The 14,396-nt window shown below is 74.5% G+C and carries 14 protein-coding genes and 1 pseudogene; 12 read left to right on the plus strand and 3 right to left on the minus strand.

Annotation, left to right across the window (positions count from 1 at the left end; all coding sequences use genetic code 11):
• The 11 genes from GUY61_RS23350 to hypE all read left to right on the plus strand — a co-directional run.
• A partial coding sequence (locus tag GUY61_RS23350; RefSeq protein ID WP_313896820.1) for a DUF5947 family protein occupies positions 1-663 on the plus strand: 663 nt, incomplete at its 5' end.
• Entirely contained in the window at positions 660-1,385 is a 726-nt protein-coding gene (locus GUY61_RS23355) for a DUF6084 family protein (RefSeq protein WP_166632194.1), read from the plus strand. The genes GUY61_RS23350 and GUY61_RS23355, both read left to right, overlap by 4 nt.
• On the plus strand, positions 1,382-2,857 hold the full coding sequence (locus GUY61_RS23360; protein ID WP_166632195.1) for a hypothetical protein: 1,476 nt from the start codon (positions 1,382-1,384) through the stop codon (positions 2,855-2,857). Before GUY61_RS23355 ends, GUY61_RS23360 begins: the two co-directional genes overlap by 4 nt.
• Positions 2,854-3,531 (plus strand): hydrogenase maturation protease, encoded by a 678-nt coding sequence (locus tag GUY61_RS23365; protein WP_166632196.1) that lies wholly within the window; start codon positions 2,854-2,856, stop codon positions 3,529-3,531. The genes GUY61_RS23360 and GUY61_RS23365 overlap by 4 nt, the downstream gene beginning before the upstream one ends.
• 10 nt (positions 3,532-3,541) lie before the next feature.
• Positions 3,542-3,649, plus strand: a complete 108-nt coding sequence (locus tag GUY61_RS41910) for a DUF6893 family small protein (RefSeq protein ID WP_398956593.1) — start codon at positions 3,542-3,544, stop codon at positions 3,647-3,649.
• 214 nt (positions 3,650-3,863) lie between these two features.
• On the plus strand, positions 3,864-4,250 hold the full coding sequence (gene hypA / locus GUY61_RS23370; protein ID WP_166632197.1) for a hydrogenase maturation nickel metallochaperone HypA: 387 nt from the start codon (positions 3,864-3,866) through the stop codon (positions 4,248-4,250).
• Positions 4,251-4,266: 16 nt separating this feature from the next.
• The gene (hypB, locus tag GUY61_RS23375; protein ID WP_166632198.1) at positions 4,267-4,974 is read left to right on the plus strand and encodes a hydrogenase nickel incorporation protein HypB; all 708 of its coding nucleotides are present in this window, start codon (positions 4,267-4,269) and stop codon (positions 4,972-4,974) included.
• Positions 4,971-7,394 (plus strand): carbamoyltransferase HypF, encoded by a 2,424-nt coding sequence (gene hypF / locus GUY61_RS23380; RefSeq protein ID WP_166632199.1) that lies wholly within the window; start codon positions 4,971-4,973, stop codon positions 7,392-7,394. The genes hypB and hypF overlap by 4 nt, the downstream gene beginning before the upstream one ends.
• Before the next feature lie 58 nt (positions 7,395-7,452).
• A complete protein-coding gene (locus GUY61_RS23385; RefSeq protein WP_166632200.1) occupies positions 7,453-7,794 on the plus strand; it encodes a HypC/HybG/HupF family hydrogenase formation chaperone in 342 nt (113 codons plus the stop codon).
• Positions 7,791-8,915 carry a hydrogenase formation protein HypD gene (gene hypD, locus GUY61_RS23390; protein WP_166632201.1) on the plus strand — a complete coding sequence of 375 codons (1,125 nt, stop codon included), beginning with the start codon at positions 7,791-7,793 and terminating at the stop codon, positions 8,913-8,915. Before GUY61_RS23385 ends, hypD begins: the two co-directional genes overlap by 4 nt.
• 91 nt (positions 8,916-9,006) lie before the next feature.
• Positions 9,007-10,044: a hydrogenase expression/formation protein HypE gene (gene hypE / locus GUY61_RS23395; RefSeq protein ID WP_166632205.1), complete on the plus strand. Its 1,038-nt coding sequence runs from the start codon at positions 9,007-9,009 to the stop codon at positions 10,042-10,044.
• Positions 10,045-10,144: 100 nt separating this feature from the next.
• Here hypE and GUY61_RS23400 read toward each other — a convergent pair whose 3' ends face one another.
• From GUY61_RS23400 to GUY61_RS23410, 3 genes are all read right to left on the minus strand, one after another.
• Positions 10,145-10,534: a hypothetical protein gene (locus GUY61_RS23400; protein ID WP_166632202.1), complete on the minus strand. Its 390-nt coding sequence runs from the start codon at positions 10,532-10,534 to the stop codon at positions 10,145-10,147.
• Between the two features lie 202 nt (positions 10,535-10,736).
• Positions 10,737-11,453 carry a 4'-phosphopantetheinyl transferase superfamily protein gene (locus tag GUY61_RS23405; protein WP_166632203.1) on the minus strand — a complete coding sequence of 239 codons (717 nt, stop codon included), beginning with the start codon at positions 11,451-11,453 and terminating at the stop codon, positions 10,737-10,739.
• Positions 11,454-11,563: 110 nt separating this feature from the next.
• Entirely contained in the window at positions 11,564-12,430 is an 867-nt protein-coding gene (locus GUY61_RS23410) for a hypothetical protein (protein WP_166632204.1), read from the minus strand.
• A 375-nt stretch (positions 12,431-12,805) separates the two neighbouring features.
• Between GUY61_RS23410 and GUY61_RS23415 the strand changes: the two are divergent.
• Positions 12,806-14,260, plus strand: a pseudogene (locus GUY61_RS23415) (hypothetical protein); the annotation flags it as partial.
• Between the last annotated feature and the right edge of the window lie 136 nt (positions 14,261-14,396).

The raw sequence follows: 14,396 nt of genomic DNA on the forward strand, positions 1-14,396 counted from the left end.
CCGCAGCCCCGGGCACCGCGCGGCCTCCGGCGTTTCGTGACACTGCGTCAGCGGGAGCCGGAGAGGTGTGAACTGTGCGGGGTGGTGGTCCCCGAGGACGGTCACCGCCACCTGGTCGACACCGAGAAGCGCGCCCTGGCCTGCGCGTGCACCTCCTGCGCCTTCCTCTTCGAGCGGCCGGGCGCCGCCCGGGGACGCTTCCGCTCGGTGCCCGGCCGCTACCTGGCCGACCCGGGCCACCGACTCGACGACACCGCCTGGGAACGGCTCCAGATCCCCGTCGGTGTCGCCTTCTTCTTCCGCAACGCCGCACTGGACCGGCTGGTCGCGCTCTACCCGAGCCCGGCCGGCGCCACCGAGAGCGAACTCGCCGCCGACACCTGGCAGTCGGTCCTCGGCACCGGCCGGCTGGCGCGACTCCTCGAACCGGACGTCGAGGCACTGCTGCTGCGCCGCTCGCAGGGCCGCACCGAGTGCTACCTGGTGCCCATCGACATCTGCTACGCGCTCGTGGGCCGGATGCGCCTGAGGTGGCAGGGCTTCGACGGCGGCGCCGAGGCCAGGGCCGACCTGGACGCGTTCTTCGACGAGGTACGCCGACGCGCCAGGCCCGCTCAGGGCGCACCGGAGGCACCGGGCGCACCGGGGGAGGACCGGCCGTGACGGAACTCTCCTTCAGCTGTACCGGCGTACGGGCCGACCAGTACGCCGCCGGGCCCACCCTCGTCTTCCGGCTGCGCGTCACCGACGCCGGAGGGGAGCGTGTCCACGCCCTCGCGCTGCGCTGCCAGATCCGCATCGAGCCCGCCGGACGAGGCTACGAGCCCAGGGAGGCCGACGCCCTCGCCGACCTGTTCGGCGAGCGCTCACGCTGGGGCACCACACTCCAGCCCGTGCAGTTCGCCGAAGTCCCCCTGATGGTCCCCGGCTTCACCGGCCAGACCGAGGTGGACCTGGTGGTGCCCTGCACCTACGACCTCGACATCGCCGCCACGCGCTACTTCGACGCCCTGCACAACGGCCACGTACCGCTGCTGATGCTGTTCTCCGGCACGGTGTTCGCAGGCGAGGCGGGTTTCCGCGTCGAACCGGTGCCCTGGGACCGCGAAACCACCTTCCGCATGCCGGTGGAGGTGTGGCGGGAGATGGTCGACCAGCACTTCCCCGGCTGCGGCTGGATCCGGCTGCCCCGCGCCACCATGGACGCCCTGCTGGGCTTCCGCTCGCGCCACGCCCTCGCGTCCTGGGAGGCCACCGTCCGGACGCTGCTGGACGCGGCCGAACCCGCACCGCCCGTATCCGCCGTACCGCCCGTACCGGCGGCCGACCGCCCGCCGTCCGGTGCGGCGCTGCTGCGCCGCGCCGCGGAGAGGATGGCGCCGTGACCACAGCCGTGTTCACCTCCGAGACGGAGTCCCGGTTCGCCGTCGCCCGGCAGGTCGCCGACGCCGTGCTGTTCGAGGGCTACGTGCTCTACCCCTACCGCGCGTCGGCCGCCAAGAACCGGCTGCGCTGGCAGTTCGGCGTCCTCGTGCCGCCCGCCTGGGGCGCGGACCGCGAGGAGCACGAATTCCAGCACACCGAGTGCCTGATGGAGCCCAGGGCGGGCGCGACGCTCTCCGTCGAGCTGCGCTTCCTCCACGCGCGGCGGCGCACGGTCCAGAGGCTGCGCTCCGGCGGCGGGTACGAGACCGTGCCCGAACTGCCCCTCGACGACCGCGTCCTGGTCCCCTGGGACGAGGGCGTCGAGGAGCGCGTCGAAGTGGTCGCGCCGGTGGCGGAGCTGGCGGGGGACGGCGTCACCGTGCCCTTCACCCGCCCGGCGCGCGAGGAGACCGAAGCCGTATCCGACGGGGACGGCAGACCCGTGGGCCGGCTGGTGCGCCGCTGCGAGGAGGTCACCGGCACCGTGCGGCTGTCCGCGCGGGAACTCGCCGGGCCCTACCGGACCATGCGGCTGACCGCCGTCGTCGAGAACACCAGTACCTGGAGCCCGGACGGCGACGCCGGCACCGACCGCGACGCCGCACTGCCCCGGTCCCTGGTCGCCACCCACCTCCTGCTCTGCCTCAGTGCGGGCTCCTTCCTGTCCATGACCGACCCGCCGGAATGGGCCAAGGACGCGGTCGCGGTCTGCCGCAACCTCCACACCTGGCCGGTCCTCGCGGGCGAACCCGGCCGCGCGGACCTGGTGCTGTCCTCCCCGATCATCCTGGAGGACCACCCGGCCATCGCCCCCGAGAGTCCGGGCGCGCTCTACGACGCCACCGAGATCGACGAGATCCTCGCCCTGCGCACCGCCGCGCTCACCGAAGAGGAGAAGCGCGAGGCCCGCGGAACCGACGACCGGGCCGCGGCCGTGATCGACCTCGCCGACTCGATGCCCCCCGAAGTCCTGGACCGCCTGCACGGCGCCGTACGCGCCCTGCGGGAGGTCACGGAACCGCCCCCGGCCGCCGCACCTTCCCCCGGCGGCCGGGACCTTCTCGACGCCTCCGGCGGCTGGGATCTCCTCGACGCCACCGGCTCAGACGGCGTCGAACGTCCCGCCACCCCGTGGTGGGACCCGGAGAGCGACGACCGCGTGGACCCCGCGCGCGACCGGGTCCTGGTCGGCGGCCGCCCGGTCGGCGCGGGCAGCCGCGTGGTCCTGCGCCCCGGGCGGCGCCGCAGCGACGCCCAGGACCTGTTCCTCCAGGGCCGCACCGCCCAGGTCGAGGCGGTCCTGCACGACGTCGACGGCGGAGTGCACCTGGCCGTCACCGTCGACGGCGACCCGGGCGCGGAGATCCGCCGCGAACAGGGACGGTTCCTGTACTTCCAGCCCGACGAGGTCGCCCCCCTGGAGGACGCGTGAACCGGCCCGCGCACGACGGCCCCGGCCCCCGGACGCTCGTCGCGGGCGTCGGCAACATCTTCCTCGGCGACGACGGCTTCGGCGTCGAGGCGGTGCGCGCCCTCGCCGCGGAGCCGCTGCCCGGCCACGCCGAGGTGGCGGACATCGGCATCCGCGGCGTCCACCTCGCCTACCAGCTCCTCGACGGGTACGACACGCTCGTCCTCGTCGACGCCACCGCGCGCGGCGGCGCCCCGGGGACGCTGTACGTGATCGAGGCCGACGCCACCGCCGACCTCCCCGCCGGCGGCCCGGCGGGAGACCCGGAACCCCGCGGCGGCCGGGCCGCGGGCTCCGGAAGCGCCGGCCCCGGGAAACCCGCCGATGCCGCACACGCCGGTGCCGGACCCGCCGGTCCCGGGCCGCAGGGCGGTGTTCCGCTCGACGGCCACCGGATGTCCCCCGACGCCGTCCTCGCCCTGCTGGGAACCCTGTGCGCCGGCACCGGGGGTGTCCCGCCGCGGCGCACCCTGGTGGTGGGCTGCGAGCCCGCCCGTGTCGAGGAGGGCATCGGGCTGAGCCCGCCGGTGGCCGCCGCCGTACCCGGGGCGGTGCGCATCATCAAGGACATCCTGCGGGACGCCGGGCGGGAAGCGCCGGCGCCGCGGGCCACGGCCGGCCCGGCCGCCAACTGAGGAGAACACCATGAAGAAGTCCGTCATCGGCGGCGCGGCCGCCGCCACCCTCCTCGCCTCCGTGGTGAAGATGGTGCTGCCCGACATCAGGCGCTACCTCCGCATGCGCAGGATGTGACACGCCATCAGGCCTGCGGCCCCCAGGCTGCACCGAACGGCGTACACCGCCCCCGGAGTCGGCGTGCCAAGCCCGCCGGCCCCCGGGGGCAGGCGTGTAATGGAGCCCGACGGGCCGCCCGCGGACAACCGCGCGGCCGCCCCCACGGGACGTACGCCGAGCACACCGGCCCCTCCGCGACCCACCGCGACCGGCTGAGCCAGGACGGAGAGCGATGCACGAGATGTCCATCGCCATGGCCGTCGTCGGCCAGGTGGAGGAGGCCGCGCGGTCCACGGGCGTCACCGCCGTGACCTCCGTACGGCTCCAGGTGGGCGAGCTGGCCGGAGTGGTCCCCGACGCCCTCGTATTCTGCTTCGAACTGGCCTGCGCCGGAACCGTCCTGGAAGGCGCGGAACTGGTCACGGAACCCGTACCCGCCCGGGCCCGCTGCGCGCCGTGCGCGGACGAATGGGCCGTCGGCATGCCACCGAGCCTGTGCTGCCCGGTGTGCGGCGGACCGGCCGCCGAGCTGCTCTCGGGCCGCGAGCTGCAGATCGTCGGCGTGCGCGGGGACGACGCCCCGGCGCGCGAACGCACCCGCACCCGCGATCCGAACTGACGAGGAGCACCGAACCATGTGCCGTGTGGTCGACCTGCAACAGGCGGTACTGGCCAGGAACGACGCGGCCGCGCAGACCCTGCGCGACCGGCTGGCCGCCCGCGGAACCACGATCGTCAACCTCCTCTCCAGCCCCGGCAGCGGGAAGACCGCCCTGCTGGAACGCGAACTGCTGCTGGCGGGCGAGCGGGGGGTGCCCGTCGCGGCCCTCACCGCCGACCTCGCCACCGAGAACGACGCCGTACGCCTGGCCAGGTCCGGAGCGCCCGTCAAACAGGTGCTCACCGACGGGCTGTGCCACCTGGAAGCCGGAATGCTCGGCGGCCACCTCGACGGCTGGCTGCCCCCGGGCACACGGCTGCTCTTCGTCGAGAACGTCGGCAACCTCGTCTGCCCCGCCTCCTACGACCTCGGCGAATCCCTCCGCGTCGTGCTCGCCTCGGTGACCGAGGGCGAGGACAAGCCGCTGAAGTACCCCACCGCCTTCGGCCTGGCCCACCTCGTCGTCGTCACCAAGACCGACCTGGCGGAGGCCGTCGAGTTCGACGAGGCGGCCTTCCGCGCCCATGTCGAACGCGTCAACCCCGGCGTGGAGATCGTCCTGACCTCCGTACGCCGCGGAGTGGGAACGGGCGCCCTGCTGGACCGTGCCCTGGCCGCCGCCGAGGGCACCGCGGTCCATACGCCGGTCATGGCCGGACAGCTCACCCACACCCACCCGTGAGCACGACCGCGCCGCACCCGGCCGGCACCGGGACCGTCCTGCGGCGCAGGGTCACCGTCAGGGGCGTCGTCCAGGGCGTGGGATTCCGGCCCTTCGTGTACCGGCTGGCCACCGGCCTCGGCCTGGTCGGCCAGGTGACCAACACCGCGGAAGGGGTCGTCGCCGAGGTCGAGGGCGATCCCGCCGCCGTGGCCGGGTTCTGCGAGGCCGTCGCCGTCCAGGCCCCGCCCCTCGCCGCGGTGGAGTCGGTCGAGCACCGGGACGTCCCCGCCGCCGGCGGCACCGCCTTCACCATCGTGGCCTCCGAGCAGCCGGCGGGTCCCGCCCGCACACTCGTCTCCCCCGACGTGGCCACCTGCGCCGACTGCCTCGCCGAACTGGCAGACCCCGCCGACCGGCGCCACCGCCACCCCTTCATCACCTGCACACACTGCGGGCCCCGCTTCACCATCGTCACCGGCCTCCCGTACGACCGCGCCAACACGACGATGGCCCGCTTCCCGATGTGCCCCGACTGCGCCCGTGATTACGCCGACCCGGCCGACCGGCGCTTCCACGCGCAGCCGGTCGCCTGCCCCGGGTGCGGACCCCGCCTGCGTCTCCTCCTCGCCTCCGGCCGGGAGGGCGCGCCGCCGGAGGAGTCCACCGGCGCCGACCCGGTCACCGAGGCCCGCGCGCTGCTCACCGGCGGCGCGGTCCTCGCCGTCAAGGGACTCGGCGGCTACCACCTCGCCTGCGACGCCACCAACACGCGGGCCGTCACCCTGCTGCGCCGCCGCAAGGCGCGCGGGGACAAGCCGTTCGCGCTGATGGTCCGTGACCTCGCCGACATCGCGCACCTGGCGCGGCTCGGCCCCGGGGAACGCCACCTGCTCACCGGCGGCGTCCGGCCCATCGTGCTGCTGCGCCGTCTCACGGGCGTCCCGCCCGCGCCCGGCGCGCCGCGGCCGGCGGACGCCGTGGCCCCCGGCAGCCCGGACCTGGGCGTCATGCTGCCCTACACGCCCCTGCACCACCTGCTGCTCGGCCTGCCCGGTGACCCGGACGGTCCCCGCATGCTCGTCATGACGAGCGGGAACGTGGCGGGCGAGCCGATCGTCACGGACGACACCGAGGCACTGGAGCGGCTGGCGCACCTGGCGGACGGCTGGCTGTGCCACGACCGCCCCATCCATGTGCCCTGCGACGACTCCGTGGTGCGCGTCGTCGACGGCGAACCGCTCGTGGTGCGGCGCTCGCGGGGCCACGCCCCGCTGCCGGTCACCCTGCCGGTGCCGGTACGGCCCGCCCTCGCCGTCGGGGGCGACCTGAAGAACACCTTCTGCCTCGGCGAGGGTCGCAGGGCCTGGCTGTCCGCGCACATCGGGGACATGGACGACCTCGCCACCCAGCACGCCTTCGAACATGCCGAGCGGCAACTGGAGGCCATCACCGGCGTACGTCCGGGATTGCTGGCCACCGACCGGCACCCCGGCTACCGCTCCGGGCAGTGGGCGCGGCGGCACGCGGGCGGGCGTGAGGTGACGGGCGTCCAGCACCATCACGCGCACGTGGCGGCGGCGATGGCCGAGCACGGACTGGACGGCACCCACCAGGTCATCGGTGTCGCGTTCGACGGGACCGGGTACGGCGACGACGGCGCCGTATGGGGCGGGGAGTTCCTCCTCGCCGACTACGAAGGCTGCACCCGGTTCGCGCACCTGCGTTACGTCCCCCTGCCGGGAGGCGACGCCGCCGTGCGCCGGCCATACCGCATGGCCCTGGCACACCTGCGCGCGGCCGGCATCCCCTGGAGCGGTGACCTGCCCTGCGCGGCCGCCTGCCCGCCGGGTGAACGCCGCCTGCTGGAACGCCAGTTGGAGCGCGGCCTGAACTGCGTCCCCACGTCGAGCATGGGCCGGCTGTTCGACGCCGTGTCCTCCCTGGCGGGTGTGTGCCAAGTGGCCGGATACGAGGCGCAGGCCGCCGTCGAACTCGAGGCGGCGGCACTCGGGGCAGCTGTGCCGGGGGCGGATGGACCGGCGTGCGACGGCTACGAGTTCACGCTGCGGCCGCCGGAGCGGGGCGGGACCGGCCCGCTGACCGCCGACCCGGCACCCGTACTGGCCGCGGCCGTCCGGGACCTGCGCGCGGGCGCGGGCCCGTCACTCGTCGCGGCCGGGTTCCACGCGGCGGTCGCCGCCATGGTCCGCGCCGTCTGCGGCGCGGCACGTGAGCGGCACGGACCGGACACCGTCGCCCTGACCGGCGGTGTGTTCGCCAACGTCCTGCTCTCCTCGGCCTGCGCCCGGGTGCTGCGCGAGGACGGGTTCACCGTACTGCGCCACCGCCGAGTCCCCCCGAACGACGGGGGACTGGCCCTCGGCCAGCTCATGGTGGCCGCCCGCGCGGGAGGCGGCGGGCACGCGGCCGAGGCCTGACACCACGGCCCGGCAGGCCGGGAAACGCCCAACGGATCACCACAACGAGGAGAAGCCCATGTGCCTGGCGGTACCCGGGAGAGTCCTGGACATCGAGGAACGGGACGGCACACGTATGGCCAACGTCGACTTCGGCGGCGTCGTCAAGGAGGTGTGCCTGGAGTATCTGCCGGACCTGGAGGTCGGCGAATACGCCATCGTCCACGTGGGGTTCGCGCTTCAGCGCCTGGACGAGGCCTCGGCCAAGCAGACGCTCGAGCTGTTCGCCGAACTCGGGATGCTCCAGGAGGAGTTCGGTGATCCGTGGGAACTGGCCGCCCAGGAGGCGGGCGGGGCACCGGGGCACGGCGGCAACGGTGGTAGCGGCGGCAACGGCACAGCGCAGGAGGCGCAGCGGTGAAGTACATCGACGAGTTCCAGGACCCCGACCTCGCGCGGCGGCTGCTCGACGACATCCGTGCGACGGTGACCAGGCCCTGGGCACTGATGGAGGTGTGCGGCGGGCAGACGCACACCATCATCAGGCACGGCATCGACCAGCTCCTGCCCGAGGAGGTGGAGCTGATCCACGGCCCGGGCTGCCCGGTGTGCGTCACCCCGCTGGAGGTCATCGACAAGGCGCTGGAGATCGCGTCCCGGCCCGAGGTCGTCTTCTGCTCCTTCGGTGACATGCTGCGGGTCCCCGGAACCGGCCGCGACCTGTTCCAGGTCCGCGGCGAGGGCGGCGACGTACGCGTGGTGTACTCGCCCCTGGACGCGCTGCGGATCGCCCGGCAGAACCCGGACCGCGAGGTCGTCTTCTTCGGCATCGGCTTCGAGACCACCGCCCCGCCCAACGCCATGACGGTGTATCAGGCACGCAGGCTGGGGATCCGGAACTTCAGCCTGCTCGTCTCGCACGTGCGGGTCCCGCCGGCGATCGAGGCGATCATGCGGTCGCCGAGCTGCCGCGTGCAGGGCTTCCTCGCCGCCGGACACGTGTGCAGCGTGATGGGCACCGGTGAGTACCCGGAGCTGGCCGAGCGGTTCAAGGTGCCCATCGTGGTCACCGGTTTCGAACCACTGGACATCCTCGAAGGGGTGCGCCGCACCGTGCGGCAGCTGGAACGCGGCGAGCACACCGTGGACAACGCCTACCCCCGCGCTGTGACGGAAGCGGGGAACCCCGCCGCGCAGCGCATGATCCAGGACGTCTTCGAGGTCACCGACCGCTCCTGGCGCGGCATCGGCGTGATCCCCGACAGCGGCTGGCGGCTGTCCTCGCGCTACCGGGAGTACGACGCCGAGTACCGCTTCTCGGTGAGCGGCATCGCCACGCGCGAGCCGGCCCGGTGCCGCAGCGGCGAAGTCCTCCAGGGGCTCATCAAGCCCCACGAGTGCGAGGCCTTCGGCACCGCCTGCACACCCCGTAGCCCTCTGGGCGCCACCATGGTCTCCAGCGAGGGCGCGTGCGCCGCCTACTACCTCTACCGGCGGCTGGACCTCACCACGACGTCCCTGGAGGCGAGCCCCGTTGTCTGAGACCACCCGAGCACCGCGCGAAGCCGTCACCGTCGTGGCACAGGCACCGGGTGCACCCGGTGCGCCGGAGGTGCCCGAGGCACCCGACCTCATGGGGTGGACGTGCCCCGCCCCGCTGCGCGACCAGCCCAGGGTGGTGATGGGCCACGGCGGCGGCGGAGCGATGTCGGCCGAACTGGTCCGGCACGTCTTCGCCCCCGCCTTCGGCGGACAGACGCTGGCGCAAATGGGTGACGCGGCCGCGGTCAGCCTGGGCGGGGTACGGCTGGCCTTCTCCACCGACTCCTTCGTGGTGCGCCCGCTGTTCTTCCCCGGCGGCAGCATCGGCGACCTCGCCGTCAACGGCACCGTCAACGACCTCGCCATGAGCGGGGCCCGCGCCGCGTACCTGTCCTGCGGGTTCATCCTGGAGGAGGGCGTCGAGCTGCCGGTCGTCGCGCGCGTGGCCGAGGCGCTCGGAGCGGCGGCGCGCGCCGCGGGCGTCGAGGTGGCGACCGGCGACACCAAGGTCGTCGAGGCCGGCCACGGCGACGGCATGTTCATCAACACCGCGGGCATCGGACTGATCCCGGCGGGTGTCGACCTCCGCCCGCAGCGCGTCGTACCCGGCGACGTCGTGATCGTCAGCGGCGACATCGGTGTCCACGGCGTGGCCGTCATGAGCGTCCGCGAGGGCCTGGAGTTCGGGGTGGAGATCGAGAGCGACTGCGCGGCCCTGGGCGGGCTGGTGGAGGCGATGCTCGCCGTCACGCCCGACCTGCACGTGCTGCGCGATCCCACCCGCGGCGGCCTGGCCGCCGCGCTCAACGAGATCGCGGCGGCCTCCGGGACCGGCGTCGTGCTCCAGGAGCGGAGCGTGCCGGTGCCGCCCGGCGTGGCCAACGCGTGCGCGGTGCTGGGCCTGGATCCGATGTACGTGGCCAACGAGGGCAAGCTCGTCGCGTTCGTCCCGCGCGAGCACGCCGACGCGGTCCTCGCCGCGATGCGCGCGCACCCGCGGGGAGCGGGGGCGACGGTGATCGGCGAGGCGGTGGCGGAGCACCCCGGGATGGTGGTGACCCGTACCGGACTGGGCGGCACACGGGTGGTCGACATGCCGATCGGGGAGCAGCTGCCCCGGATCTGCTGAGGCCGGGCGCGCGGTCCCCGGCCCTCACGGCCGGGGACCGCGGCGCCACGGCCGTGCCGGGACCCGGCGGTCGGCCGGGCCACCGCGACCGGGTGGGCCGTTACCCGCGGCGGCCCTTGGAAGAGGGATCCTGGGGGTCCACGCCGGTGTACGCCGAGGCGTCCCTGGTGCCGCTGGGACGCTGCGAGCGGCCCTTGCGGCCGGTGTCGCGCATGCCCTCCTCGCCGGACTTGCCGGCGTAGTCCTCGCCGCTCTCGCTCTCGCTCCTGACGGTGTCGCCGGGGACGGGCTTCTCCTCCTCCTTGGACTTCTTCCTGCCGGGGCCCTTGCCGGGCGCGTGCTCCTCGGGGTGGAAGGAGCGGTGGGCACTCGGGTTCTCCTGCTGGCGGGTCGCGTCCACATCGGGGGCCCAGCCGTGCTGCTCGGTCCCCTTGTGACGGCTCGGACCCTCGCCGTGGGCGGGCTCGGATGGCTTCGGCTTCTTCGGCATGAGCTGGCCTGCCTGTCCTGTGTCGGTGCGGGCGCGCGCCTGCGCGCACCCTGCTCACGTACTTGAATCCTCTCACTCGCCTCATACGTGGGCATATTGGTGCGTATCGCTACCCGTCGGGGACCCTGCCGGGCCGCACGAGAAGTCCGCCCGGCGGCTCGGCAGCGCCTCGGGGGACGATCCGTTCCCGACTCCGCGGCCGCTAACGCCGGGGACCCGGGACGGCGACCGCCGCCGCGTACCCCTCGGGCACGGCGACATCGGTGATGATCCAGCCACCGGGGCCGGGCGCGGGCAGCGGGCCGGTGCCCACGTAGTCCAGCGCGAGGCTCCGTGACAAGCCGGTCCCTATGCCTTTCAGGTACGACTCCTTGCGTGCCCAGGCGCGGGTGAAGGCGGCCGGGCGCTCGGACTCGGGCAGGGCGTCGAGTTCCGCGATCTCCGTCGGGTGCAGGGATGCCGAGACTTCCGCGACGGTCCGCGGCGCGGCGATCCGCTCCACGTCCACGCCCACGGCCGTGCCGGCGACCGCGAGCAGGGCGAGATCGGCGGCGTGCGAGAGGGAGAAGTGCACCCCGTTGCCGTCCACCGCGGGCCTGCCGTGCGGGCCACCGCAGTTGGGGCACGGCTCGCGCACCAGGGGGACGCGTGCGGCGGCCACTCCGAGGTGATCGCCGAGCAGCACGCGGAGTGCCACATGGGCGGCGACGTAGCAGCGGCGGTCCTCGTCACGGTGGAAGCTCCCGGCCCGGGCGAGTTCCCCGGCGTCGAGGACGGCGGGCGCGAGCCGTTCCGCACCGGCCCGCTGGCCGACGGCGTCCACGGTCCACAGGGAGGGGGCGTCCCCGGCGGGGGGCCGACTGACCGGCCGGTCGAACTCGAAGACCGTCGGCACGGGTAAGGAAGGCGATCCGATCATCCCGTGAGTGTATGCACGCCGGTGCGTCACCCGTCCGGCCGTCTCCCGGACCACGCACGCCCTCGGTCCCACGACGACGCCCCCCGGGAGGCTCGTGGCGCGCGGGGCGGTCAGGGACGTTCCAAGGCCTGGAGGACGCCCCCCAGGGAGAAGCACAGCGCGCCGGTCAGCGTCCCCCAGTCGGCGACGACGGCGTTGACGGGGCTGCCCGTCGCGGGGCGGGTGAAGGCCGCGAGGGCCGCGACGAGGAAGAGGACGGAGCCGGACTCGTTGACCGCCACGATCCACCAGCCCAGGCTGCGCGGGCGCAGCCACGGCCGGCCGTGGCACACCTCGGCGAGACCGAGTGCCCCGGAAATGAGGAACAGGGGGCACCCGATCATGTCGGGCGCCCAGATCAACCGGTCCGCCTGCTGCGCCGACAGGCCGGTCAGAAAGGAGTTCAGCAGGTTCACGCCGAACACGAGGGTTCCGGCGAACAGCGTGAAGGTGCTGAGCCAGCCGATCCGGTCCGGTTCGTAGCTCCACCAGCGCCACGGGGGGACCGCCAGCGACGCTCTGCCGGTGCGGTGGCGCGGCGCGTTGATCTCCTGGAGGAGGGAGGCGTATCCGCCGGTGTTGAAGAACAGGCCGCCCGCGAAGTAGACCGAGGCGCTGCCGGCCGTGCCGCCGCGCTCGGACAGGGCGAGGGCGGCGCCCAGGGTGAACATGCCTCCGCCGACGGTGAAGGCGACCGCGGCGACGGTGTTGAGCAGGCGCAGGCGGCGCAGGGCCGTCTCGTCCGCCCTTCGGGTGCTCGCCCCGGTCCCGTCCGCCGGCCGGACGGTGAGCGTCCCGCGCCTGCGCGCCTGGCGTGATTCCCATACGGCGCTGCCGCCGTCGGCCAGGTGCCAGCTCCTGCGGGTGGCGAACGGGCCGGTACGCCGGACGACCTCGTCGGGACCCCCGCGCTCGGCGGGATCTCCGGGCCCGGGCATGCGGATGGGTCCTCTCGCCGTCGTACCTGGTGCGGCCGCGTCGTCCGGCTCGACGGCGCCCGGCGGGACGGACACCGCCCGGTGTGAGCGGCTCCGCGTAAACCTAGGCCAGGGCGGGGCCCGTGGCGCTCACCGCCACGCCCCTGCCCACGGTGGGCCGTGACGTCCGGCGGAAGGGCTGCCGGGCCGGTTCCGCACGCGGCGTTCACGAGCGGCCGGGCGTGACGTCCGGCCGCGATGTCAGGGTTCCGTAAGGGGGCGGCTTCTTCCGGCGGGACTCGCGGCGCCCCGAGAATCCCATCGGGTACTCCGTGGGGTACTCCCTCGCCTCCCACGTCCACCTGCCGACTCACAGAACTGGTGCATGACTTGGTGATCTCATCCCCGTCCGGCGAGCCCGCCACGGAGCCCGCCACGGAGCCGGACACCGCGGCGGAGACCGGGCCCGCCACGGGCCCGCACGCCGGCCCGGCCGCCCTGGCGGACCCCGCCACCGGGCACGGACGCCGCCGGGACCTGGCGGCCGCTCTCGGCGGAGTGCTCCTCCTCGTCGCCGCGGCCGTCGTCGGAACCGCCGTCCAGCGGGCCGACGGGTCGCTGCACGTCGACTGGCCGCCCCTGGTGGGATTCTGGATGCCGCACGCCGGCCCCGGCACACCCGCGGCCCTCGCGGTCGCCGTCGCCGTGGTCGTCTACGGGCCCGGCCTGGCCGCGCGCATGGGATGGCGGCAGCTGCTCTGGGCGTCGTGGGGCGCGGCAGCGGCCTGGACCTGGTCCCTCGCCCTGATCGACGGGTGGCAGCGGGGCGTCGCCGAACGGCTCACGAACCGGCACGAATACCTCCGGGTGATCGACCGGTTCGACGACATCGGCGCCGCGCTGCGCGGCTACACGGGCCACATCCTGCTGGACACGCCGGACAACTGGCCCGCGCACGTCGCCGGCCACCCGCCCGCGGCGGTCCTGACCTTCGTCGGGCTCGACCGGGTAGGGCTGGGCGGCGGGGGCTGGGCCGGGGCGTTCTGCATCACCGCCGGCGCTTCCGCGGTCGCGGCCGTACCGGTGACGCTGAAGGCACTGGGCTCCGAACGGGCGGCAAGGACCGCCGCGCCGTTCCTGGTGCTGCTTCCGGCCGCCGTCTGGGCGGGGGCCTCGGCCGACGGCTACTTCGCCGCGGTCGCCGCCTGGGCCGTCGCCCTTCTCGCCCTCGCGGCCACCCGCTCCGTCCGGCGGTCCGCCCCGGTGGCACTGGCTTCGGGACTGCTGTTCGGATGGACCTTCTATCTTTCGTACGGGCTCACCCTGATGGTGATTCCGGCGGCCGCGGTCCTGCTCCTCACCCGCACCGCGCGGCCGCTCGTGCCCGCGTTCGTGGGCGTGGCGGCGGTGGCCGGTGCGTTCACCGCCGCCGGCTTCAACTGGTGGGAGGCGTACGACCTGCTGGTGGAGCGCTACTACCAGGGCGTCGCCAGGGAACGGCCCTACTGGTACTGGATCTGGGCCAACCTGGCCAATGCCGCGACGGCGGCCGGACCGGCCGCCGTCGCGGGGCTGTGCCGGGCGCAGGCCGTGGCTCCGCGGGCCGTCCGGGACCGGTGGCGTGCCCGGGACGGAGGCGGCGCGCGCGTGACGGCGGCGGTGCGCGGCACGGTCGTCATGGTCACCGCGGTGCTGCTGGCCCTGCTCGTGGCCGACCTGTCGGGGATGAGCAAGGCCGAGACGGAGCGCATCTGGCTGCCGTTCTTCGTATGGCTGCCCGCGGCGGCGGCCCTGCTCCCCGCGGGTGACCGGCGTGGCTGGCTGGCGGCGCAGGCAGCCGTCGCCCTGCTCGGGCGTCGTCCGGCCGCGGTGAAGTTGGCCCTGCCCGTGGCGGTCGGGAAGCGCCGCTCGTCGCGCGGGGCGTGCGGCAGGGCGAAGCCGCCGGGGCGTGCCACCTTGTCGTTGAAGTCCTCGAAGCCCGGCACGA

Origin of the sequence: Streptomyces sp. GC420, assembly GCF_009916105.1 — a bacterium.
In the GTDB taxonomy this organism is placed as follows: domain Bacteria; phylum Actinomycetota; class Actinomycetes; order Streptomycetales; family Streptomycetaceae; genus Streptomyces.